The 22,956-nt window shown below is 55.1% G+C and carries 17 protein-coding genes; 9 read left to right on the forward strand and 8 right to left on the reverse strand.

The window, feature by feature from the left end; translation table 11 throughout:
• Positions 1-5: 5 nt before the first annotated feature.
• From BLU26_RS14700 to BLU26_RS14710, 3 genes are read right to left on the reverse strand one after another with little or no spacing between them, the layout of a single operon-like run.
• A complete protein-coding gene (locus BLU26_RS14700; RefSeq protein WP_092287621.1) occupies positions 6-1,613 on the reverse strand; it encodes a carboxyl transferase domain-containing protein in 1,608 nt (535 codons plus the stop codon).
• 54 nt (positions 1,614-1,667) lie between these two features.
• Positions 1,668-2,849, reverse strand: a complete 1,182-nt coding sequence (locus tag BLU26_RS14705) for an isovaleryl-CoA dehydrogenase (protein ID WP_092287622.1) — start codon at positions 2,847-2,849, stop codon at positions 1,668-1,670.
• A 26-nt stretch (positions 2,850-2,875) separates the two neighbouring features.
• Entirely contained in the window at positions 2,876-6,442 is a 3,567-nt protein-coding gene (locus BLU26_RS14710) for an indolepyruvate ferredoxin oxidoreductase family protein (protein ID WP_092287623.1), read from the reverse strand.
• Positions 6,443-6,591: 149 nt separating this feature from the next.
• On the opposite strand from BLU26_RS14710, the gene BLU26_RS14715 reads away from it, so the two are divergent.
• Complete coding sequence (locus BLU26_RS14715) at positions 6,592-7,479, forward strand: LysR family transcriptional regulator (protein WP_092287624.1); 888 nt, start codon at positions 6,592-6,594, stop codon at positions 7,477-7,479.
• Positions 7,480-7,529: 50 nt separating this feature from the next.
• Here BLU26_RS14715 and BLU26_RS14720 read toward each other — a convergent pair whose 3' ends face one another.
• Positions 7,530-8,381, reverse strand: a complete 852-nt coding sequence (locus BLU26_RS14720) for an SDR family oxidoreductase (RefSeq protein WP_092287625.1) — start codon at positions 8,379-8,381, stop codon at positions 7,530-7,532.
• Positions 8,382-8,814: 433 nt separating this feature from the next.
• On the opposite strand from BLU26_RS14720, the gene BLU26_RS14725 reads away from it, so the two are divergent.
• The 7 genes from BLU26_RS14725 to BLU26_RS14755 all read left to right on the forward strand — a co-directional run bounded on the left by BLU26_RS14725 (position 8,815) and on the right by BLU26_RS14755 (position 18,537).
• Positions 8,815-10,479, forward strand: coding sequence for a DUF1302 domain-containing protein (locus tag BLU26_RS14725; protein WP_092287626.1), 1,665 nt, complete (start codon positions 8,815-8,817; stop codon positions 10,477-10,479).
• Positions 10,480-10,527: 48 nt separating this feature from the next.
• Entirely contained in the window at positions 10,528-11,892 is a 1,365-nt protein-coding gene (locus BLU26_RS14730; protein WP_092287627.1) for a DUF1329 domain-containing protein, read from the forward strand.
• A gap of 112 nt (positions 11,893-12,004) precedes the next feature.
• Positions 12,005-13,165 carry a WD40/YVTN/BNR-like repeat-containing protein gene (locus tag BLU26_RS14735; protein WP_231701957.1) on the forward strand — a complete coding sequence of 387 codons (1,161 nt, stop codon included), beginning with the start codon at positions 12,005-12,007 and terminating at the stop codon, positions 13,163-13,165.
• 121 nt (positions 13,166-13,286) lie between these two features.
• A complete protein-coding gene (locus tag BLU26_RS14740; protein ID WP_092287628.1) occupies positions 13,287-15,806 on the forward strand; it encodes an efflux RND transporter permease subunit in 2,520 nt (839 codons plus the stop codon).
• An 89-nt stretch (positions 15,807-15,895) separates the two neighbouring features.
• Entirely contained in the window at positions 15,896-16,861 is a 966-nt protein-coding gene (locus tag BLU26_RS14745) for a VOC family protein (RefSeq protein ID WP_092287629.1), read from the forward strand.
• 1 nt (position 16,862) lies between these two features.
• The gene (locus tag BLU26_RS14750) at positions 16,863-17,678 is read left to right on the forward strand and encodes an enoyl-CoA hydratase/isomerase family protein (RefSeq protein ID WP_092287630.1); all 816 of its coding nucleotides are present in this window, start codon (positions 16,863-16,865) and stop codon (positions 17,676-17,678) included.
• Between the two features lie 28 nt (positions 17,679-17,706).
• Positions 17,707-18,537, forward strand: coding sequence for an SDR family NAD(P)-dependent oxidoreductase (locus BLU26_RS14755; protein WP_092287631.1), 831 nt, complete (start codon positions 17,707-17,709; stop codon positions 18,535-18,537).
• 19 nt (positions 18,538-18,556) lie between these two features.
• Here the strand turns inward: BLU26_RS14755 and BLU26_RS14760 are convergent, their stop codons facing one another.
• Positions 18,557-19,216 (reverse strand): TetR/AcrR family transcriptional regulator, encoded by a 660-nt coding sequence (locus BLU26_RS14760; protein ID WP_092287632.1) that lies wholly within the window; start codon positions 19,214-19,216, stop codon positions 18,557-18,559.
• Positions 19,217-19,330: 114 nt separating this feature from the next.
• Here BLU26_RS14760 and BLU26_RS14765 point away from each other — a divergent pair, with 114 nt between their 5' ends.
• The gene (locus BLU26_RS14765) at positions 19,331-20,110 is read left to right on the forward strand and encodes an SDR family oxidoreductase (RefSeq protein WP_092287633.1); all 780 of its coding nucleotides are present in this window, start codon (positions 19,331-19,333) and stop codon (positions 20,108-20,110) included.
• A gap of 4 nt (positions 20,111-20,114) precedes the next feature.
• Here the strand turns inward: BLU26_RS14765 and BLU26_RS14770 are convergent, their stop codons facing one another.
• From BLU26_RS14770 to BLU26_RS14780, 3 genes are read right to left on the reverse strand one after another with little or no spacing between them, the layout of a single operon-like run.
• A complete protein-coding gene (locus BLU26_RS14770) occupies positions 20,115-20,507 on the reverse strand; it encodes a VOC family protein (RefSeq protein ID WP_231701958.1) in 393 nt (130 codons plus the stop codon).
• A 58-nt stretch (positions 20,508-20,565) separates the two neighbouring features.
• Positions 20,566-21,531 carry an alpha/beta hydrolase gene (locus tag BLU26_RS14775; RefSeq protein WP_092287635.1) on the reverse strand — a complete coding sequence of 322 codons (966 nt, stop codon included), beginning with the start codon at positions 21,529-21,531 and terminating at the stop codon, positions 20,566-20,568.
• A gap of 59 nt (positions 21,532-21,590) precedes the next feature.
• Entirely contained in the window at positions 21,591-22,949 is a 1,359-nt protein-coding gene (locus tag BLU26_RS14780) for a DUF1329 domain-containing protein (protein WP_092287636.1), read from the reverse strand.
• Positions 22,950-22,956: the final 7 nt, after the last annotated feature.

Raw genomic sequence — 22,956 nt, forward strand, 5'->3', positions numbered from 1 at the left:
TGGTCTCACATCCGGAACACGCCGAAGCGTGTCTGGTTGATTGGCGCATTCAATGCTGCGGAAATTGCCAAGCCGAGAATGTCGCGCGTTTGCGCTGGGTCGATGACTCCGTCATCCCATAGGCGGGCACTTGAGTAGTAGGGGTGGCCCTGCTCTTCGTACTGCTCGAGGATGGGTTTGCGCAGGTGATTGGCTTGCTCGGCGCTGAACGTTTCGCCGCTGCGCTCCGCCTGCTCTTGCTTGACTTGGACCAGAACGCCTGCAGCTTGCTCGCCGCCCATGACCGAAATACGCGCGTTTGGCCACATCCAAAGGAAGCGGGGGTCGTACGCACGGCCGCACATGCCGTAGTTGCCGGCGCCGAAGCTTCCACCGATGATCACCGTGAACTTTGGAACCTGCGCACAGGCCACAGCGGTAACCAGTTTGGCGCCGTGCTTGGCAATGCCTCCAGCTTCATATTTTTGGCCTACCATGAAGCCAGTTATATTCTGCAGAAACAGCAGAGGAATACCTCGCTGACAGGCAAGTTCAATGAAGTGCGCGCCTTTTTGCGCAGACTCGGCAAACAGGATGCCGTTGTTGGCCAGAACCGCGACAGGATGCCCATGCAAGTGGGCGAAGCCGCACACCAGGGTTGTTCCGTAGAGGGCTTTGAATTCATCGAAAGCGCTGTCGTCAACTAGTCGCGCGATGATTTCGCGCACATCAAACGGCTGCTTCGGGTCGGCAGGAATGATGCCGTACAGGTCACTCGGGGCATAACGTGGCGCCACCGGTTCGCGGAGGTTTAGTTGGCCCTGTTTGCGCCAGTTAAGGTTGGCGATACTGCGCCGGGCCAGTGCTAGCGCATGTTCGTCATTTTCCGCGTAGTGGTCGGCCACTCCCGAGGTTTTGCAATGGACATCGGCTCCGCCAAGGTCTTCGGCACTGACCACTTCGCCAGTGGCTGCCCTGACCAGAGGCGGGCCGGCAAGAAAGATGGTTGCTTGTTCTCTCACCATGATGGCCTCATCTGCCATCGCTGGTACGTATGCTCCACCTGCCGTGCATGACCCCATGACCACAGCGATCTGGGGAATGCCTTGGGCACTCATGTTGGCTTGGTTGAAAAAGATGCGGCCGAAGTGCTCACGATCAGGAAATACCTCATCCTGGCGCGGGAGGTTGGCGCCGCCCGAGTCGACCAGATAAATGCAGGGGAGGCGGTTTTGTTGTGCTATGGCCTGTGCTCTTAGGTGTTTCTTTACGCTAAGGGGATAGTAGGAGCCGCCTTTCACGGTCGCGTCGTTGGCGACGATCATGCACTCAACCCCTTCAACCCGACCAATGCCCGCAATTATCCCTGCTGCCGGCACCTGTTCCCCGTAGACCTCATGGGCGGCGAGCTGACCGATTTCGAGAAATGGTGAGCCTTGGTCCAGTAGGGCGTCAACGCGCTGCCTAGGTAGCAGCTTGCCGCGAGAAAGATGCCGAGCTTGAGCCGCTGGGCCACCGCCTTCTGCTACTTTTCCTAGCAACTCCCGCAGATTACCCACGAGCTCCTGCATCGCTGCCACATTGGTGCTGAACTCCGGCGAGCGAGTGTTGACCTGGCTTTTAAGTGAACTCATGCCGGCGCTCCTTGGGTTGCAAGCCGGCTTCTGAAGGTCGGGACGCGTACCTGTTTAACGTGTTTCATTGAACAGCTCCCGGCCAATCAACATACGGCGGACCTCGCTGGTACCGGCACCGATTTCATAGAGTTTGGCGTCACGCCACAGGCGACCTGCCGGGTATTCGTTGATATAGCCGTTACCGCCAAGAATCTGGATTGCCTCGCCAGCCATCCAGGTCGCTTTTTCGGCGGTATACAGGATCACCCCGGCACAGTCCTTGCGCACCTGCCGTACATGTCCACTGCCCATGGCGTCTAGGTGCTTGCCGACGCTGTACTGATAGGCGCGGCAGGCTTGCAGGGTGGTATACATATCTGCAACTTTGCCCTGAATGAGCTGAAATTCGCCGATGCTTTGTCCGAACTGTTTTCGGTCGTGGATGTAAGGCGTGACGATGTCCATCGCTGCTTGCATCAGGCCCAGTGGGCCACCGCTGAGCACCGCGCGCTCGTAGTCAAGGCCACTCATGAGTACGCGGGCACCTTCACCAACGCCGCCCAGAATGTTCTCTTCCGGAACTTCAACATTGTCGAAAACCAGTTCGCCGGTGTGTGATCCGCGCATGCCAAGCTTGTCCAGCTTCTGCGCAACGGAGAAACCGGGAGTGTCCGTTTCGAGGATGAAGGCCGTCATGCCCTTGGCGCCGGCAGCAACATCAGTTTTGGCGTAGACCACCAGAACGTCGCAGTCTGGACCGTTGGTGATCCACATCTTGGTGCCGTTGAGGATGTAGCGGTCGCCCTGCTTGTCGGCACGCAGCTTCATACTGACGACGTCAGAACCGGCGTTTGGTTCGCTCATTGCCAAAGCGCCGATATGCTCCCCCGATACCAGCTTGGGTAGAAACTTGGCTTTTTGTGCTTGGCTACCATTGCGGTGGATCTGGTTTACGCAGAGGTTTGAATGAGCACCATAGGACAGTCCGATACCACCAGCTGCCCGGGAAATTTCTTCCATGGCAATCATGTGTGCGAGGTAGCCCATTCCGGAGCCACCGTACTCTTCGGCCACGGTTAGACCTAGCAGACCCATGTCGCCGAACTTGCGCCACAAGTCCATGGGGAACTCATCAGTGCGGTCTGCCTCGGCCGCACGGGGCGCGATTTCCTTGCCAGCAAAACCAGCGACTGATTCGCGCAGCATGTCTATTTCTTCGCCGAGGAAAAAGTCCAATCCAGGTATTGCACTCATACGTTTATCTCCTTTTGTTATTGGCGTTACAGCTGAGTGACGTTGATGCGCTCTGCTGGCTCTTGTGTCGTGGCGTCACGGAATAGCGCTTGGTGCTCTCCTCGCCATTGTTTTAGAAGGTTCTCGCGTTGTTTTTCGGCCTGCGCTAGGAAGCGTTCTTTCACAGGGCCGTAGCCGCGTACGATGTCGGGAAGGCTCGCGAGCTGGATGGCAATCGGCAACTTGTCGCTGTCGAGTGATTCCAGGATTTGATCGAGAAGCTGTTCGTAGCTTTCCAGCCATTGCCGCTCGAGCTTGCGTTCTGCGGTGTAGCCAAATGGATCCAGAACCGAATTGCGGAGGAACTTCATCCGAGCGAGGAGTTTAAAACCAGTTAGCATCCATGGGCCGTAGCTGCGCTTTTTAGGCTCTTTCCCGGGCTTGGCACTATTGAGCACAGGTGGCGCCAGGTGAAACTTGAGTTTGTAGTCACCCTCAAAACTGTCCTGTACTTTTTTGATGAAGTCGCCATTGGTATAAAGACGAGCTACTTCATACTCATCCTTGATTGCCAATACTTTGTAGTAGTTGCGGGCGACGGCGTCAGCCAAGGCACCGGTATTACCAGAAATGGCCGATTCAGCGCTCTGGAATTGTTGCACTCGGGCGCGATAGCGTGCTGCAAGATTGGCATCCTGATACTCGGTGAGGGCAGCGACGCGTTTATGAATAACCTCTTCAGTAGTCTGTGACAACGCTTCGGCTGGGCGCTTGCCCTGGCTGTCGATCATTCCTTGAACGCGCACGGGATCCACCGCAGTACGGCGCCCCCAGGTGAAGGCCTTGAGGTTGAACTCGACGGCCGTGCCATTCAGTTCAATAGCGGCTATCAGCGCTTCAGCGCCAACCGGCAACCAGCCTTTCTGATAGGCAAAACCGAGCATGAAGGTGTTGGTCGCGATGGAGTCGCCCATCAGCGCCGTGGCTATTTTGCTGGCATCCACGAAAATGGCGTGGTCGTTGCCGACAGCTTCTGCAATTTGTGCAGACATACCTTGTGTGCGAAATTTGGGGTCAGGGTGCGCCTGCAGATCGCCACTCTCCGCTTGCATTGCGAAAGTACGAACAAACTCGCTGGTGATGCTTTCTTCCGAGTTGACCAACGCATGAGTGTGCCCATGCCGCAACTTGGCCAGGGTCTCGTGATTGGCACTTACCACCAGGTCGCAGCCGAGCAGCAAGCTGGTTTCTCCTTCGGCTATACGCGGTGCATGCAGTTGGGACTGGTCAGCTGCGATGCGGATATGCGACCAGACCGCACCACCTTTTTGGGCCATGCCGGCCATGTCCAGGTTGAGCGTACCTTTGTTCTCCATGAAGGCGGCCATGCCGAGCAGGGCACCAATTGTTACAACACCGGTACCACCTACGCCGGTCACTAGAATGCTGTAAGGCTGATCGAGCGCCACTGTGTTAGGCGTGGTCAGATTCCAGTCGTCAACCGCTTGGTCGGTAAGCGCTTTGGCTTTACGTAGCGAGCCACCTTCGATGGTGACGAAGCTTGGGCAGAAGCCGGAGAGGCATGAAAAATCCTTGTTGCATGATGACTGGTCAATGCTGCGTTTCTGACCAAACTCGGTATTCACCGTCACCACGGACATGCAGTTCGACTTACTGCTGCAGTCGCCACAGCCTTCGCAAACTGCCTGGTTGATCATTACCCGCCGTGCCGGATCGGGAAACTGGCCCCGCTTGCGGCGTCTGCGCTTTTCGGCCGCGCAGGTCTGATCGTAAATGATGGCTGAGACGCCGGGATACTCTCGAAGTTGAGTCTGCAGCTCCTCCATTTTCTCTCGGTGCAACACCGGTACGCCGGGAGCGAGTCCTTGAATTGCCTTGTACTTCTCGGGCTCGTCAGTCACCACAGCAATGCGCTTGACGCCCTCCGCAGCGAGCTGCTGAGAGATTTGCGGTACTGTCAGAGTGCCGTCCACGGGCTGGCCGCCGGTCATGGCAACAGCATCGTTGTAAAGAATCTTGTAGGTAATCGGCACATTCGCTGCAACTGCAGCGCGAATCGCTAAGGTACCGGAGTGAAAATAGGTGCCATCCCCAAGGTTGGCAAACACGTGTTTGGTCTTGGTGAAGGGGGCCTGCCCAATCCACGCGACACCCTCGCCACCCATCTGGCTGAAAGTCTGGGTTTGGGGGTAGATCCAAGCAGCCATGTAGTGGCAGCCAATACCGGCAAGGGCGCGACTGCCTTCGGGCACCTTGGTCGAAATATTGTGCGGGCAGCCGGAGCAGTAATGCGGCACTCGGTCCATCAACGAGCCCAGTACGCTCTTGGTGGTGAGCTGCGCCTCTAGATCATCTAGATGCAGTTGCAGGGAGGTGTCTGCATGCAGACGAAGAATTCGTTTAGCCAGCGCGCGCGCAATGTGCGCTGGTGTCAGGTCGTTGATCGCCGGCAGTAGCCAATCGGTGTGCGGCATAGTCCACTCACCTTTGTCGTCAAACTTGCCGACGATGCGCGGACGTACGTCCTCCCGCCAGTTGTAGAGTTCCTCCTTCATTTGGTACTCGATCATGTGGCGCTTTTCTTCAACCACCACAATTTCTTCAAGACCTTCGGCAAAGTGCCTGACGCCGTCAGCTTCAAGCGGCCAGACCATGCCGACCTTGTAAACGCGCAAGCCAATCTCCTGCGCTTTGGCATCGTCAATACCAAGCATGTTCAGAGCCTGACAAACGTCCAGGTAGGATTTGCCCGCCGTGATAATGCCGATACGCGCCTTGGGCGAGTCCATGACCACGCGGTCAATGCGGTTGGCCTTGGCATAAGCGAGCGCGGCGTAAAGTTTGTGTTCGAGCAGTCGCTGCTCTTGAGCAAGCGGTGGGTCTGGCCAACGGATGTTCAGGCCGCCCTCGGGGATGTCGAAATCAGGAATTACGCTTTCCACACGAAAGGGGTCAATATCGACAATGGCAGCGCTTTCTACAGTGTCCGCTACTGCCTTAAGTGCTACCCAGCAACCGGAATAGCGTGACATGGCCCAGCCATGGATACCGTAGTCCAGATACTCCTGCACCCCCGACGGTGCCAGTACGGGCATCATCACTGCCTTGAAAATGTGCTCGGTCTGGTGCGGGAGTGATGAAGAGCGGGCACCGTGATCATCGCCGGCAACTGCAAGCACTCCACCGAATTGCGAGGTACCGGCAGCGTTTGCATGTCGGAATACATCACCGGAGCGATCAACACCGGGACCTTTCCCGTACCACATGCCGAAAACGCCGTCGTAGGTTGCCCCTTCAAAGATGTTTACCTGCTGCGTTCCCCAGATGGCGGTAGCAGCTAGCTCCTCGTTGACGCCAGGTTGAAAGTGAGTGCTGCCTTTTTCCAGATACTTACGTGCGCGCCATAAAGCTTGGTCCAGACCGCCGAGAGGGGAGCCGCGGTAGCCGGAAATAAAGCCAGCGGTGTTCAACCCGCTGGCCTGATCGCGCTGCTTCTGCATTAGCGGAAGCCGAACCAGCGCTTGAATACCAGTCATCAACTGCAGACCGCTATTCTCTGTGTACTTGTCATCCAGCGAGATAGATTTGCCCATGGCTACTCACACCTTTTTATTCTGATATTGGGTATCGCAGCGCGCGCAATACACGATGGGCTGGAGTATATGAATCGGGTTTGGTATCGTAAATTATTAAAAATTGCTGTCAGGTATCTGAAAAATTTATGTCTAGGTCCGATATTTCCATGCGCCAATTGCGCTATTTCGTGGCGGCGTCTGAGACCGGTCAGTTCTCGCAGGCCGCGGCTGCAGTTCATGTTTCGCAGTCCGCCGTGACCACTGCAGTGATGCAGCTGGAGCAGCGACTGGGCGTGAAACTTTTCGAGCGCTTGCCGAACGGAGTAAGCCTGACGGCGGAAGGAAACAAGTTCTTTCAGCATGCTCGCCACATTCTGGATACGCTGCAGGATGCGATCAGCGAGCCATTTTTCATGAGTCACTCGGTATCCGGTGTTGTTCGCGTTGGCGCCTCCTACACGGTGCTTGGTTACTTCCTGCCCAACCTGCTTGCGCGCTTCAAGCGCAGTTACCCCGATGTGGAAATCGATTTGATCGACATGGACAGGGTCAGTATCGAGAGCTCGGTCAGACAAGGAGAGCTTGATGTAGGTTTGACGGTTGTTTCGAACGCGACCGACTTGTCCGGTCTGGATGCCAGCGTGCTGATACGCTCGCGTCGTCAGTTGTGGCTGGCGTCCGGCCATCCGCTCATGGGGCTGGCGTCGATCACCTTGAAGGACGTTGCTGAGCATGCCTACATCCTGCCCACCGTCGATGAGGGGGAGGAGTCGGTTCAGCGCTATTGGCAAGCGCAGGGGCTGGAGCCGAAGATCGCATTTCGAACCTCCTCCGTGGAGTCCTTGCGTGGTCTGGTGGCGCACGGGTTTGGTGTGACCGTGTTGTCGGACATGCTGTACCGAGCCTGGTCGCTTGAGGGCCGCAAAATTGAGGTGCGTCCTTTGAATGACGCTGTGCCCTCGATGGAGTTGGGCTTGATTTGGGCGCAAGGCCGAGAAATGAGCGAGCCAGGCAGCGCTTTTCAACAGTTCATGATTCATGCCTGTGGCTCGTGAGTGAGCCTGGCATAGGAACAGACGCTGTCGCAGGGAGCCTGGCGAATTCATTAAATGCTGCTCTGCATCTCGCGCCGTTGGCGAATGCTCTCTGCAAAGTCGCGCTTGAGTGTGGGGTAGTAGGCTATTTGACCGCCCATCCCTCCCGCGATGTCGATCGATGCACCGCTGATGAAACTGGCGTATTCGCTTGCCAGAAACAGAACCATCCCCGTTACGTCCTCGGGCTTGCCGTAACGGCCCGCCGGGACCACTTTCATTACCATGGCATCGAATTCCTGCCGAGTAACGCCGTCACCCATTTCTTTGAAGTGGCGGTCCCATTGACCAGTGTCGATCCAGCCCATATTCAATGTGTTAACCAGAATATTGTCTTTCGGTAGCGACATGCCTAGGGAGCGTGAAAGGGCGATACAGGAGGCTCTATTGATGACCGATGGGATGCCTTCGGGAGTAGGTATGGTTCCGGCCAAAGCGTTGATTTCTATAATGCGCCCCCAGCGCTGCTTGCGCATGTGAGGCACAACCGCCTGGGTAAATCTAAAGTGGCCCATTTGCAGCACGTTAGCGTGTTCAAGAATGTCCTCGGGTGTGAGGGTGTCCAGGTTGCCGCCTTTCCCTTGGCCGGCGTTGTTGACCAGTACGTCAACGCCGCCCCAGGCTTCGGCTACCTCAGCAACAAAGGTACGCACGTTATGACTGTCAGTAACATCAACGGCGCGTGCTATGACTGCGTCCGCGCGCTCGGCTAGAGCTTCTCCTACCTTTGCGATGTCTGCGAAATTTCGCGAGCAGATGGCTACCTTCGCCCCATCGTTGGCGAAGGCGGTAGCTATCGCTCTGCCAATGCCGCGTGACGCACCAGTCACGATGACACGCTTGCCCTTTAAGTCGATATTCATACATTTTCCTCGGTTATTGTTTTTTCAGGATGTTTCATCTGTAACTAGCGCTATAGCCCGTTCTACAAGGCATAAACGCCTTTTTTGCCGATTTTGCTGATAAGGGTATTGCAAAAAGTAAAACATAAATTGAACAAAGTATAAATTTATGTTTAATTTTGGTTGTATAAGGTTCGCAGCCAGAAGGACGGGCACGCGGCGGTGCCGGTAACAGCTCTGAGCAAAGTGACAATGCATTGGATTTAAAATCTATATACAGAATTTAAATCTTGATATGGAATTATCTGAAGCGCTCCGCTAGGATAGCGAGACGCTGGTTTAGAGGCACTAGGCGAATGTCACTGTTTTTAGGCGGCTTTGTCAGAGTGTTACGTCAGGCCAGTAATCGGATGATTTCTATAAGTCACTGAAAATAAAAACAAAAGGAATAATGATGAACACTATCGACAATACTGGTCACATGAATGCGGCGCGCAGCGCCTTGGCTATTGCCGTTCTGATCGCCAGTGGCGGCGCCTCTGCGATGCAGATAGATCTGGGTAACCCAGATATTCGGATGCGTTGGGATAACACTGTTCGCTACAACCTCGGCATCCGGGCGGAAAGCCAGGACAGCGCGATCATGAACAACCCTAATTTCGACGAGTCTGATGGCAAGTTTGACCGTGGTGATATCGTCACCAATCGTCTTGACCTGCTGACAGAGGTTGACTTGGCCTACAAGTGGCACTTTGGTGCGAGGGTCAGTGCCGCCGGCTGGTATGACGATGCCTACAGTGACCGGTCGGTCGATAGCAATGTGCCTGGTTATTCCACCAGCTATAACAATGATAAATACAGCTCCGAAGTAGAGCGTTACGTCTATGGTCCTTCTGGCGAAATTCTCGATGCCTTCGTGTGGGCTAACTTTGATGTCGGCCAGGTACCGGTGAACGTGAAGGTCGGTCGGCACACCCAGTATTGGGGGGAGGGCCTGCTGTTTGGTGCTCACGCGATTTCCTATTCGCAGGCTCCTACTGACGCGGTTAAGGCGGTAACCAGTCCAGGGATTGAGACCAAGGAGGTCTTTTTGCCGATTGGTCAGGTATCTGCTAAAGCTCAGTTGACCAATGCACTCTCCGTTTCTGCACAGTATTTCTATGAGTGGGATCACACTCGCTTCCCCTATGGTGGTACCTATTTTGGTGCTGCTGACCCCTTCTTCGAGGGGCCCGACCGTTTGCCTGCGGCGCCGGGGTTCAACCTACAACACGCCGATTCGAAATTTGGTCGCGACTCTGCTAACTGGGGTGTGATGGCCCGCTACGACCTGCAAAGCGTAGGCGCCACGCTGGGTGCCTATTACCGCGAATTCGACGACTATCAGGCTTGGCTGTCGCCGCAAATCGATATGGCAACCGGCCAGTATCGGTTGGTTTATCCGCGAGGCGTGAAGTTGGTTGGCTTGAGCTATGCGGGTAACGTTGGCTCGGCCTCCATTGGCGCAGAGGTGTCTTACCGCAAAGGCGGCGCACTTAACGCGACTGGCGTCAGCAACGTGGATGATGAAGGTCCTCGCGGTAACACCTACCATGCATTGGTAAACGCTGTTTACGGTGTGCCTCGTTTTTGGCTAGCCGAAAGTTCGACGCTGGTTGCCGAGCTGGTATACAGCCACCTGGATAAGGTGACCGAACATGAAGAGTTGTATAAGGGTGAAGGCACCGCCGCCTGTAGAGATCTGCGCAGTGGTGGCGAGGGCGATAAGTCCGACGGCTGCTCTACTCGTAATTACATGGCGGCGGCAGTGAACTATACCCCCCAGTATTTGGCGATTTTGCCGTCGTGGGATCTGTCTGTGCCTTTGACCGTGAACTACGGTATTTCTGGTAACGCGGCTAACGCCGGCGGTGGGTCGGAGGGTGCAGTGTCATGGTCGGTCGGCGCCAAGATGACCTACCAGCAACAGCACGAATTCAGCTTGCGTTATGCAGATACGATGGCTCAGGAGAAAAACACTATCAACCCGGTCAACGGCCAGACCATGGTAAATGGTAACGGTGCTGTTGGTGGTACTGACCGTGGTTGGTTGTCGCTCACCTATAAGACATCGTTTTAATAGAGCAGTACTGGCTCCCAGTTAATAAACACAAGAACGGAGATTATTATGAGATATGCACTCGCTTTCAGCCTGGCTTTAAGTGGTATTTCAGCCAATGCGGTAGCAGCAGTTCCTTCCGAGGAGGCTGCCCAGCTCGGTAAAACACTTACCTTGTTTGGAGCTGAACAAGCCGGCAATGAGGCGGGTACTATCCCTCCCTATGAAGGGGGGCTCCGGACCGCCCCTGCCGGTTTTGAACCCGGCAGCGGCTACTGGGTGAATCCGTACAAGGATGAAGAGCCGCTGTTCCGCATCGACAGCAGTAACTATCAGGAGCATGCAGATAAGCTGAGTGCCGGTCAGTTGGAGCTGTTGAAGCGTAACCCCGATTATTATCTGGATATCTTTCCAAGTCATCGTACCGCCGCGCTACCACAGGATGTGCTGGATGCTACGGTCCGTAATGCAACTACCTGTGAAACGCTGAACAACGGCCTGACGTTGTCGCCTGAATGCCGTGGTGGCGTTCCATTCCCGATCCCTAAGACCGGCCATGAGGTCATGTGGAACCAACAGGTTCGTTACAACGACGGTAAATACGGCACTACCACCAGTTCATCCAACAGCTGGTTGGTGGCGTCGAACGGGTCTGTAACCAAGGCATCAGAACAGGCTACTTTTGTTGAGCGTCCCTATTATCAGGATGATGTAGAGGGTCGCGATCCGCAAATGTATTCCCGCGTTTACTCGGTCACCAAGGAACCGGCGCGCCGAGCAGGCGAGCTTACCGGGTATATGGACTACCTTGACCCTACCCAGCAGCCCCGACGCGCCTGGAGCTACACGCCTGGTCAGCGCCGCGTCAAGTTGGCCCCTGAGTTTGCCTACGACACGCCAGTTGCCAGTATGGGCGGTCTGGAATTGTTCGATGAGCTTTTCATGTTCTCAGGTATGCAGGACCGCTTCGAGTTCAAGCTGGTCGGCAAAAAAGAGATGTACATCCCGTATAACAGCTATGAGCTGTATTTCGACTGTGATCCAAAAACTCAACTGATGGAAAACCACGTTAATCCCGAGTGCGAGCGTTGGGAGCTGCACCGTGTATGGGTCGTTGAGGCCACCCTCAAGGAAGACCGTCGGCATGTTTACAGCAAACGCACCTACTATCTTGATGAGGATACCTTTGGTGCGGGGCTTTACGATGCCTGGGATCAAAGCGGCCAACTCTATCGTTCGATGATGCTGGGCGGCGTACAGTTTTACGACCACGACATTCCCTACATCGTAAAACACTCTATCTACGACTTTAACAAGGGTATGTACGGGCTGATCAATGATGCGCTCAGCGGCGGTTACAAAGTGCTGGACGCACCGCGCTCCGAACGTGATTTGAACCCAGAAGCAGTGGTGGCACGCGAAACCACCCGGTAATTACACCAGTTTGGCGCCACCGACGATGGGTGGCGCTTGCGTGTTGGACCGTGACAGGCGATGTAATCGCAGTACTCGGCGTTTTGAGCGAGCTGCGTAGAGGATAAAAACAATGACTTTGATCGACCTGATGAGAGGGTGCCTGCCATGCAGGTTCCCGCGGCTGCTGATGTGCCTGTTTTATGCTGGCTCCATTGCTTCCTATTCAGTTGCCATCTCAGCGATGGCGGCGGAATCGGAGGCGGTTGAGTCGGACAAGACGGTGTTGTTCGATCCGCTCAGCAATGCCGGTGCCAACCAGTTGATACCACAATCCCAACCGACGCTGAGTGTTGCCCGAGCGGGTAGCCGGCTTGTCGGTGTAGGACTGCGCGGGTTGATCATGCTGTCCAATGATGAGGGTGAATCCTGGCAGCAAGTTGTTAGCCCGGTGGGTAGTGATCTTGTGCAGGTTCGCTTTCGTGATGACCAACATGGATGGATCGTTGGCCATGACTCGGTTTTTCTGGCCACGGAGGATGGCGGACAAACGTGGTCCGTAGTGCTGGATGGCCGTAGTCTCCTGACTTTGCTGAAAAACTACTACTCCAGTGCTAATGAGCTGGAAGAGTTCGAATCTGAAAGCATGCTACGTGAATTCGAGCTGGCGATGAGTACCTCGTCCGACCCCTACGTGATGGCTACACCTTTCCTGGATGCCTACATCAATGCACAAGGTGAAGGTTATGTCGTAGGCGCTTTCGGGATGATCCTTCGTACGACCGATAACGGTCTTCACTGGGTGCCCTGGATAGAGCGGACAGATAACGACCGGCGGATGCATCTATATTCCGTGAGCATGTCGGGCGCGGAAACCTTTATCAGTGGTGAGCAGGGGCTGGTAATGCGTCTGGACGATGAGGCGCAGCGCTTTATTAGAACGCCTACGCCTTATACAGGGACCTTTTTTGGCGTTCAGGCTTCGGCTGACGCGGTTCTGGTCTATGGGCTGCGGGGCAACCTCTACGCGAGTAAGGACCAGGGTGAAACCTGGACCAAGGTGGAGACTGGCCAGGAATCTTCCATTGTGCAAAGCCTGCCTCTGAGCAAGGGCAGGTCCCTGCTGATCAGTCAACGGGGCGGAGTCATGCAGATAGACACCAAGACACTGGAGCTCACGCAACTGGCTGGTGATTACCGAGGCACGGTTTTCTCCGCTGCGCTACTTAACTCACCGGATCAGTTGCTGCTGGCTCAGTTTTCCGGCGTGCGTACCACGCAACTCAAGCCTTAATTTAACGTGCGATCGACGCTGGTTAGCTGCTTGCGTGGCTGACCCGGATAGCAATAGTCAGGTTGGCGAGGTGGAAGGGCATGCATAGCGTGTCGCTACGCGTCGATCCTCGGAGATAGAGATGGTCAATCAGAATAATACTAATGGGATGCCAGTCGTCCAAAATGTTGAGGATTTCGACAAGAAGTCTGGCGGTCTGTTTGAGCGCTTAATTTTCAGTCACCGAGTCCTGGTTATTCTGTGCTGTCTGGCTGCTACGCTGGTGCTTGGTTTTTTTGCATCGCGCATTGAGGTGAATGCCAGCTTTGAGCGGATGATTCCGGTCAATAATCCCTATATTCAAAATTATCTGGATCACAAGACCGAGCTGCCAGGGCTGGGCAACAGCATTCGCGTTGTCGTTGAGAACAAGAACGGAGATATCTACGACCCTGAATACCTGGAGGTGCTTCGCCAAGTGAACGACACCCTGTACTTGATACCGGGTGTCGACCGCTCCTGGATGAGGTCGCTCTGGATGCCCATTGTGCGCTGGCGGGAAGTGACCGAGGATGGCATCAGCGGCGGGGCCGTGATGCCGGCCAACTATGATGGCAGCGAAAGCAGTATACAGGCGCTGCGCCGGAATATTTCGCGCGCCGCTATATCCGGCAGTCTGGTTGCCAACGACGGTCAGTCCAGCATGATTGTTGCGCCACTGCAGGATACCAATCCGCAAACGGGGGAGCCGCTGCATTACGGCGATTTTTCCGATCAGCTGGAACAGAAAATCCGTGCCTACGAAAGTGACTCCATTGGCATCCACATTGTTGGCTTCAGCAAGCTTGTTGGGGATCTGATCGATGGATTGAAAGTAGTGATGCTGTTCTTCGCCATATCGGTGGTGATCGCATCAATATTTGTCTACCTGTACACCCACTGCTTACGCAGCACGCTGTTGCTGGTGGGAATTGCGGTAACCGGTGTGATCTGGCTTTTGGGGTTAATGCAGATACTCGGTTACGAACTCGACCCTTACTCGATATTGGTACCCTTCCTGATTTTTGCGATTGGCCTATCGCACGGCACGCAAAAAATGAATGGCATCCTGCAGGACATCGGCCGCGGCACTCACAAGTATGTCGCTGCGCGCTACACCTTCCGACGTCTTTTTCTGACCGGGCTCACCGCGTTGCTGACTAATATTGTCGGTTTTGCAGTACTGGCAATTATCGACATTCCGGTAATCCGCGACCTGGCGTTGACCACCAGTATTGGTGTCGCGGTCCTGATCTTTACCAAGCTTATTCTTATTCCGGTTGCGCTCTCTTACATTGGAGTGAGTAAGAAAGCGGCGCAAATTGCCATCGATAAAGACCAGGCTGGACAGGCCAACAAGAACTGGTTGGGCAGAGTATGGCAAAGGCTGGATTACTTTACCGAGCGAAAATGGGCTCTGATGGCAATCAGTGCTTCTGTTCTCGTCACGGCAATCAGCACAGTCTTGATGATGGATTTACAGATTGGGGATCTCGACCCGGGCGCACCGGAGTTGCGCCCGGACTCGCGCTATAACCAAGACAATGCCTATATAACCTCTCACTATGGACTTTCCAGTGATCAGTTTGCGGTGATCATGAAAACTGGCGTGGACGGCTGCCGCTTTTACCGGCCGTTGCAGACTATGGATCAGTTGGCATGGAAGCTTAGACAGACCGAGGGTGTGCAGACCACAAGTTCATTGGCAGACACTGTTCGTGTTGTGTCCTCAGGCATGGCTGAAGGCAGCGCAAAGTGGCTGACCATCAGTCGTGACCAGGCGATCACCAATGCCTCGGTCGATGCAGCCATGATTTCATCACCTGGCATCACCAATCAGAACTGCTCAGTAACGCCGTTGGTAGCTTACTTGGCAGACCACAAGGCCGAGACGCTTAACCGTGTGATGGGTGTGGTAGAAGACTTTGCTGCACAGTACAACACTGCGCCGGATGCCGAGCGTCCGGTAGAGTTTTTGCTTGCAGCCGGCAATGCGGGTATCGAGGCGGCAACCAACATCGAAGTAGAGAAGGGCATTATTACCATGTACTTCGCGGTATATGGAGCAACTGCGCTGCTTTGCCTGCTCACTTTCAGAAGTATCCGTGCCACCATCGTTGCACTTATTCCCCTGATCATGACGACGATTATCTGCAAGGCGCTGATGGTCGTGCTTGGTATTGGGCTGAAGGTGGCGACCCTGCCAGTGATAGCCGTTGGTGTTGGGGTCGGGGTGGATTACGCGCTTTATTTATTGAGTGTGCAGGTGGCTGTGCAGGAGCGGGGTGAAAGCCTGGCGGTAGCTTATCGCAGGTCACTCGACTTTACCGGGCGTGTAGTTGCGCTTATTGGCCTGACCATGGCTGCCGGCGTAATAACCTGGGCTTGGTCTCCTATCAAGTTTCAGGCTGACATGGGCATCCTGCTGACCTTTATGTTCCTCTGGAACATGCTCGGTGCGTTGATTTTGATTCCAGCCCTATCGCACTTTCTGCTCAACCCAAAGCAAAGCTCAGATGGCCAAGGCGATAACTCAGAGGAGGCAAACGTCTCGCTATCCTCTGGTCAAGTGCGCCATGCGACCGCGTCATCTTACAAGCGTGAAGAGGTAGCAAGTTTTTGAAGTACCAGCTGGGTGGCGTTTGAAGTCACCGCCTTGAATTGAATGGCCGCCGTTGTTTCGGCTGGCAAGAACGACAGACGGAGAAGAGTATGTTTGAGCTTTTGATGAGTGCCGACATGATGGTGCCGGACCCCGATGGTATGACCGAGTTGCTGGTCGACAAGTTGGGCATATATAAACACGAGCGCTGGCGCCAGGCTTTTGATGATCACCCATACATTGCTCATTTTCTCCGGGTGCACAAGTCTCTTGCGGTGTCCCCGACGCGGGTTGAGCCGCAATGGCATCTTGATCGCCCGAACCCAGGCGATCCGATGTTTCATGATTTCCTGGAAAGTCTGAAAGCGTTTCAAGGCAAACACAGACCGATGCTGACGCACTCTATCGTGCTTGCGTTGCATGGTGACAAGTTTGATGCGCTGGTCAGCAAGCTCATGCGTCGAGGCTTGCCATTTCGCATGGCTCAGCGCACGCCTGACATGCCCTTTGACCGGCTATGGTTGGGAGCGACCCCGGAAAAGCCCATTTATGATCCTATAGTAGATGGCGGGTTGTGTATCGAGATAATGCCGGTGGAGCCGCTTCAAATGCCGCCAGAGACTTTCGCACAGCCGCCGGTACAACCGCGTGATGTAAAGCCGGGTGACATGGTCCGGGTTTCAGCAAGAGGGTACTTGGTACGCGATCTGAACGAGACGCTGCGCCGTGTCTCAACAAATCTTGATTGGGAGCCGAGTGGCCCTGTCGAGACCATTCAGAGCGAGGGTTACCGTCGCGCTCGTATGGGCTTTACCCTGCCCAATAGCGCCACTTTGGACTTGATCGAGGCAACCCGGTGGGACAGCGAAGCAGGCTTGTACCTGAACAGCTGGGGGCCAGGACCTTACTACATTCGTATTGCAGTCAACGATCTAGCAGCTAAGGCAGAGGATCTGCGAGCTCGCGGTACCAAGTTCACCTGGATTGAGGCCAGCGACGCCGTAGCCGGCAAGGCACTCATTCGCGTCGATCCAAACGATCTAAATGGTCAGCTGTTTGAGTTTGAGGAGTGCTGATATGAGTGTTGACGTAGAAGCCACGGCGGTCGCGATCAACGGCGCGGTCAAGGTTGTTCGTGATGGCGCGGTTGGCTGGGTCATCCTGACCAGGCCTGGCCAGATCAATGCGATTAACGATGATATCCGTCAGGGAGTACCTGCCGCGCTGGCTTTGCTGGAAGGTGACTGCGCGGTGCGTGCTATCGCCATTCGCGGTGAAGGTGAACGGGGTTTTTGCGCTGGAGCGGACATCAAAGAGAAGCGCGGCTTTGAGACATCGCTTGATGTGCGCAAACGCATTGAGTTATCGAGCTGGATCGACTCTCTCGATCGAGTCAGCAAACCGGTGATAGTGGCCATTCACGGCTATTGTATGGGCGGCGGCCTGGAGTTCGCCTTGGCTGCGGATATCCGCGTTGCTGCACCCGACGCCATCCTCGCGTTGCCCGAAACCGGCCTCGGTCTGATTCCAGGTGGTGGGGGAACACAGCGGCTTAGCCGGGTTGTTTCACCAGGCCATGCAGTGGACATGCTTTTGACTGGCGACCGCCTGGACGCCGCAAAGGCCTTGAGTATCGGGTTGGTATCCAGAGTCTCCTTGAGCAGCGACAGCTTGCTTGATGAGGTGAGTGCACTAGCGCATAAGATCGCCGCAAAGCCGCCAATGGCATCGGCCTTTGTCAAGCGAGCTGCTCGCGCATCCCTGGAAATGGAGCTTGGTGCCGGGCTTAGCCTGGAGCGCGACCTGTTTTCTTTGTTGGCGACCACAAAAGACGCTAAGGAGGCTGCGCTTGCATTTAGCGAGCGGCGTCAGCCTGTTTTTACCGGTGAGTGATACTGACCTTAAAGTACGGAGTTACAAGATGACGACGGGAAAACTTGATGGGCGCGTAGCGATAGTCACCGGTGCTGGCGGTGGTCTGGGCGCGGAATGTGCGCGAGTGCTGGCGGCGCATGGTGCCAGTCTGGCGATTGTGGATATCAATGAAGCCGCTGCCGCGCGCGTGGCAACGGAGATTGAGGCGTCTGGCGGCTCGGCGATGAGCGTCGCGACCGATGTCTCATCCGAGGAAAGTGTTGAGGCGATGGTCAGCGCGGTCATGGAGCGATTCGGCCGTATCGATGTACTGCACAACAATGCTGCAGTGCTTGACGTCGCCCAGCGTCAGAATGATCGAGACATCTGCAACCTGGACATTGCTGCGTGGGATCGTGCCATTGCTGTCAACCTGCGCGGTTCGGTGCTATGTACCAAGCACGTCGTACCAGTGATGCTGAAACAGGGAAAGGGCTCGGTGATTTTTGCGACCTCTGGTCTGGGCGCTCAGGGTGACCTTTCGCTAACGGGTTATGCCTGTTCCAAGGCGGCGTTGAACATGATGCCCAAACTGGTCGCGGCGCAGTATGGGAAGCAGGGGGTTCGGGGCAACGCGGTACAGATCGGGCTCGCGCCGGCAGAAAACGCACATTCGTCCATGCCGAAAGAGCTGCTGGATATTCTGCGGGATAATCACATGACTCCTGAACTCGGCACGCCAAGACAAATTGCCGACGTGGTTGCCTTTCTTGCCAGTGATGAATCGTCTTTTGTTACGGGCACAACGTTAGTCGCTGATGGCGGCTTTTCTAGCCATACGCCGTCGCTGGTGGCGATGCAGGCGTTTTTCAGTCAGTCCGACCGTAAGGGCATGTAAACCTTGTAAAGGGTTTGTTTTAGCAAGGTTTGATAATTGCGGCGAGAATGAAATTCGCCGCATGCTCTCGCCAAATTTTCATACCCTCTACGGACCTGGTATCGAAACCCACCAGAACCGAGAGGGTGTAGTGGTTGGTAAAGCCGCCAGACATCAATAGCGCTGATGTGGCTAGCAGAAAACGGGCATCTACATCCGCACGGAAAATTCCGTCAGATATCCCACGCTGCAGTAGCGAGGCAAACTTGGCTTTTAGCGCCGGCGATTGACCGGAGAAACTGTTGACCTGATCGTCGTGAGCTGACTCATGATAGCGGATACCTTCCAGCGCCAATGAGCCAAGTAGTGGGTCGTTCATGTACTGCTCAAAGGTGCAGTCGAGCAGCGTCAAGAGGGCCTGTTGTGGCGGTAGGTGTTCTACATTCAGTGCGACGAGCTCATCCATTATTTGCCGTGACGAGTCATCCAGCACTGTTGTAAATAGGGATTCCTTGGAGCCGTAGTAATGGTAAACCAGCTGCTTGGTTACTCCTGCCTGCCGCGCTATATCCTCCATTCGCGCCCCGGCCAGACCTTTTTGGGCAAAGATCTTCTTGGCCGCTGAAAGCAGACGCTCAAGGGTATCCCGCTTGCTGGGTTCGGCGCGAGTCGAGAAAGACTGGAGGTCATCAGTAGGCATGTCACACTCTTGATACATGACGCTTTTGGGTAATCAGGATAAAGCATTGCACGCGCACTGGGCACCCTGAAATCTAGCGCTTTGCTGGTCGAGAAAAGCAACGGGAGTATAACGATGGAAACAGGGCTTCAAGGGCGCAAAGCGCTAATTTGTGCTTCCTCCCGCGGGCTTGGTTTTGCCTGTGCGCAGGCGCTCGCACTTGAAGGTTGCGCCATAGTGATCAATGGTCGTGATGAGGCATCCCTAGCGTGCGCTGCCAGGCAAATTGCGCAGATCACAGGCGTAAGGCCGTTGCAGGTGGTGGCTGACATTGCCACCGAAGAGGGGCGAGAAAAACTCGCCGAACCGCTGGCCAGTGCGGATATCCTGGTGACCAACAATGGTGGTCCCCCACCGGGCGACATGGCTGATTGGGACAACGCACGCTGGCATGCTGCCCTCGAAGCAAACATGTTGTCTGCGGTGTCGCTTATTCAAGACGTTGTTCCGGGCATGCGCTCGCGCAAGTTTGGTCGGATTATCAATATCACCTCCGCAATGGTGAAGACTCCACGCTTGGCCATGGGACTGTCAACGGCTGCCCGTGCCGGGCTTACCGCGTTCTCCAAGGCGCTCGCTGCGGAGGTAGTCCGGGACAATGTGACGATCAACAACCTGCTGCCGGAAAGGATTGAGACAGACCGTCTGCGCTACATGACAGACAAATTGGCGAAGCATAAGGGGATTAGTTTGGCGCAGGCGCGTGAGGAGATGCTTCGCCCCATTCCTGCGGGTCGTTTTGGTCGGCCCGAAGAGCTTGCCGCGGCCTGCATTTTTCTTTGCTCGCAGCAGGCAGGCTATATAACAGGACAGAACTTGCAACTAGATGGTGGCGCCTATTCGGGGCTGATCTGATAGGTCATCGAGACGACAGCGTCTTCCAGTTAGCAGGGGGGACTTCGTGCGGTGCAAAGTCCAACTCGACTTCTACTCCATTCGGGTCGTAAAAGAAAATCTGCCATGTAAGGGTGCCGGGGCTACGTATGATGCGAAAGGTTACTTGGTGCTTTTGGAGGGACCCCAAGGTCCTGATCAAATCAATGGCGGAAAAAGCCATGTGATCTAGAACGCCACGGCGTGGAACGGGCATTTCTTTAACCTCGATAACATGCAGCACCGGCTCATCCTTTAAATATAGCCAAATCCCGGGGACCGGGAAATCCGGTCGTTGCCCTACCCGGAGTCCAAGCAGGTCAGTATAAAAACGACGCGTTAACTCAAGCTGATCGGTTACGATCGTGAAATGATCCATGCTAGTGATCATGCCAGAAGCTCTCTCTGTGTTCTGCAGGTGGGGGGGAGTCGGAGCCCTAGACTTTATCGCTGGATCTGGAGTTTATTTTGGAGCTTAAAGACAGGGGAAGCTGGCCTGTTTTAGTCCATTCGGCGATCCCTTCCCAGAGATCAGACCGTGCGTTTGCAAAGTTGTGCAAGTGAGCATTACCGGCAACACATAAGAGTGTCTTGTCGCACGCATTGGAAAAAAATTCAGGTTCCTTCTCTGGTGAAGGACTGACATCAACTTCACCGTATGCCAGCAATACCGGACAGAAAATGTTGGCGGCACTGGCGACAACCACGTTTGGAGTGAGTGCTGCGGTGGCCAGAGTGACGGGTGTCAGGCTCGAGTGCTGGTTATCGACAGTTATTACAGCGTCAGCAACATCTGGCAGGTGGAAAAGAGCGCGCATCTGCGATCGATCCGTGGGTATGTAGCCGCTGGGGGGTAGTGCCGCCTTCATCGCTTCTACTTCGGCACCGGCCAGTTCTAGAGGCAGGTTGCTCCAGCCAGCGACGATAAGGCGATCAAAGCTCTTGTAATGAGCTTGCTGATAGGTGACCAGCATACCGCCCATGGAGTGGCCCAAGCCGGCGACTGTCAGGCTTGTTGATTCTGCCAACGTGCCCCACTGGTTCGACCTTAAGGCTTGAACACACTGTTGAGTGGCAAGGTGATTGGCTTCTGCAATCATATTCAATGTCAGCTTGGATTCGGGCTCAGGCCTGCTGCTTTCACCCATGCCTAGATTGTCGAGCGCTAGAACTAGGTAGCCTCTATCGGTCATAAACTCGGCAAAGCTGTAACTCGGGTCAAGGTATGGCGGATGGAAGTAGCTGCGTGAGCAGCTGCCGCCATGCAGGCAAACAACAAGGGTCAGTGTCGCTGGTAGGTTGTCGCCAAACTTGTCCGGCAGGAACAGAGAGCCGCATAGGTCAACTTTGGATATGAAGGGGGTAAGGTGAGTTACGTCCCAGGATAGATTGATCGTTCGCATCCGTTACACCTTAGCAATTCCCCTTGGCCGCGAAGCTCAAGGGGATTGGTGAGTTGGTTTTAGCGTTGAGATTCGCGCATCACGATGGCTTCGGGGTTTAGCTCACGTTCAGTGCGAGCTTCGGTGAGAACCTGATAGCCGCCATCCATCCCGTCGTTGACGATGCCGTACATGCCTTTATTAAAGTCGTACATGGCGTGCTTCACGACGTAGGGGATGTCGTGGTCATAGAACTGGACACCTCCAAGCATCATCGAGCGATACAGCTGGCCGTTCTGATCCCAGGCATCGTACAGGCCGGCACCATAGGTATCTTCATCGAGATAGTAGGTGCGCTTGCTGTAAACGTGACGCATACCTGGTTTCAAGGTTGCTTCAACCTCCCATACACGGTGCAGCTCCCAGCGCTCGCATTCGGGGTTTACATGAGAGGTGCGGAACTGGTCCTCACAATCGAAGTAGAACTTGTAGGTGTTGTATGGAATCAGCATCTCTTTGCGCCCAACAAGCTTGAAATCAAACCTATCCTGCACGCCTGAGAACATGAATAGTTCGTCGAACAGCTCCAAGCCGCCCATGCTTCCCACCGGAGTGTCGTAATTGAACTCGGGGGCGAGTTTGATGCGCCGCTGTCCAGGGGTGTAGCTCCAGGCGCGGCGCGGCTTGTCGGTCGGATCGATAAAGTCCATCAGGCCAGTGAGCTCTCCCGCTTTGCGTGCGGGTTGCTTGGTCAGCGAGTAAACACGGTAAAAAAGATCCTCCGGCCGGCCTGGTACGTCTGTCTGGTAGTAAGGGCGCTCAACGAACGTAGCTTGGTTGGCAGACTGGGTTACTGACCCGTTTCTATCAACGACCCAGGTGTTGGACGAAGAGGTGGTGGTACCAAACTTGCCGTCGTTATAACGCACGAGCAGGTTCCAGATTACTTCATTGCCTGTCTGGGGGATCGGAAAGGGTAAACCGCCACGACAATTTGGCTCAATCGCCAAGCCGTCCTTCAGGGTATTGCAGGTAGTTGCGTTACGCACCGTTGCGTCCAGCACTTCCTGCGGGTAGGCAGCAGATCTGTGGCTGGGGTAAATGTCCATGTAGTAATCGGGGTTGCGCTTCAATACCTCTATCTGCCCCGCGCTAAGCAGGTGCTCGTGCTCGCTTAGATTGGCCGCAGTTATTCGATACAGGGGTTTGTCCGCAGCATAGGGGTCTTTCCAAAACCCTGTACCTGGCTCGAATCCCGGGGGGGAGGTTCGCAGCCCCCCCTCATAGGCCGGAATGCTGCCATCGGCGTTCGCGGCCTGAATAGCGCCCAATGGTGTGAGGGTATCGCCGATAGCGCTGGCTTCATCCGGGCTCACTGCGGCCAGAGATGTGGCGGACAGGCCGCCAACTAGCAATCCAATAGCAATTTTCAGTTTCATGATCTTT

The organism is Halopseudomonas sabulinigri, assembly GCF_900105255.1.
Lineage (GTDB): Bacteria > Pseudomonadota > Gammaproteobacteria > Pseudomonadales > Pseudomonadaceae > Halopseudomonas > Halopseudomonas sabulinigri.

What these genes read in the sequence shown, in the direction of transcription:
- BLU26_RS14700 (WP_092287621.1), bottom strand. Translation starts at nt 1,613, where the DNA reads ATGAGTTCACTTAAAAGCCAGGTCAACACTCGCTCGCCGGAGTTCAGC.
- BLU26_RS14775 (WP_092287635.1), bottom strand. Translation starts at nt 21,531, where the DNA reads ATGCGAACGATCAATCTATCCTGGGACGTAACTCACCTTACCCCCTTC.
- BLU26_RS14770 (WP_231701958.1), bottom strand. Translation starts at nt 20,507, where the DNA reads ATGGATCATTTCACGATCGTAACCGATCAGCTTGAGTTAACGCGTCGT.
- BLU26_RS14780 (WP_092287636.1), bottom strand. Translation starts at nt 22,949, where the DNA reads ATGAAACTGAAAATTGCTATTGGATTGCTAGTTGGCGGCCTGTCCGCC.
- BLU26_RS14755 (WP_092287631.1), top strand. Translation starts at nt 17,707, where the DNA reads ATGACGACGGGAAAACTTGATGGGCGCGTAGCGATAGTCACCGGTGCT.
- BLU26_RS14710 (WP_092287623.1), bottom strand. Translation starts at nt 6,442, where the DNA reads ATGGGCAAATCTATCTCGCTGGATGACAAGTACACAGAGAATAGCGGT.
- BLU26_RS14765 (WP_092287633.1), top strand. Translation starts at nt 19,331, where the DNA reads ATGGAAACAGGGCTTCAAGGGCGCAAAGCGCTAATTTGTGCTTCCTCC.
- BLU26_RS14740 (WP_092287628.1), top strand. Translation starts at nt 13,287, where the DNA reads ATGGTCAATCAGAATAATACTAATGGGATGCCAGTCGTCCAAAATGTT.
- BLU26_RS14730 (WP_092287627.1), top strand. Translation starts at nt 10,528, where the DNA reads ATGAGATATGCACTCGCTTTCAGCCTGGCTTTAAGTGGTATTTCAGCC.
- BLU26_RS14705 (WP_092287622.1), bottom strand. Translation starts at nt 2,849, where the DNA reads ATGAGTGCAATACCTGGATTGGACTTTTTCCTCGGCGAAGAAATAGAC.
- BLU26_RS14720 (WP_092287625.1), bottom strand. Translation starts at nt 8,381, where the DNA reads ATGAATATCGACTTAAAGGGCAAGCGTGTCATCGTGACTGGTGCGTCA.
- BLU26_RS14715 (WP_092287624.1), top strand. Translation starts at nt 6,592, where the DNA reads ATGCGCCAATTGCGCTATTTCGTGGCGGCGTCTGAGACCGGTCAGTTC.
- BLU26_RS14735 (WP_231701957.1), top strand. Translation starts at nt 12,005, where the DNA reads ATGACTTTGATCGACCTGATGAGAGGGTGCCTGCCATGCAGGTTCCCG.
- BLU26_RS14745 (WP_092287629.1), top strand. Translation starts at nt 15,896, where the DNA reads ATGTTTGAGCTTTTGATGAGTGCCGACATGATGGTGCCGGACCCCGAT.
- BLU26_RS14725 (WP_092287626.1), top strand. Translation starts at nt 8,815, where the DNA reads ATGAACACTATCGACAATACTGGTCACATGAATGCGGCGCGCAGCGCC.
- BLU26_RS14750 (WP_092287630.1), top strand. Translation starts at nt 16,863, where the DNA reads ATGAGTGTTGACGTAGAAGCCACGGCGGTCGCGATCAACGGCGCGGTC.
- BLU26_RS14760 (WP_092287632.1), bottom strand. Translation starts at nt 19,216, where the DNA reads ATGCCTACTGATGACCTCCAGTCTTTCTCGACTCGCGCCGAACCCAGC.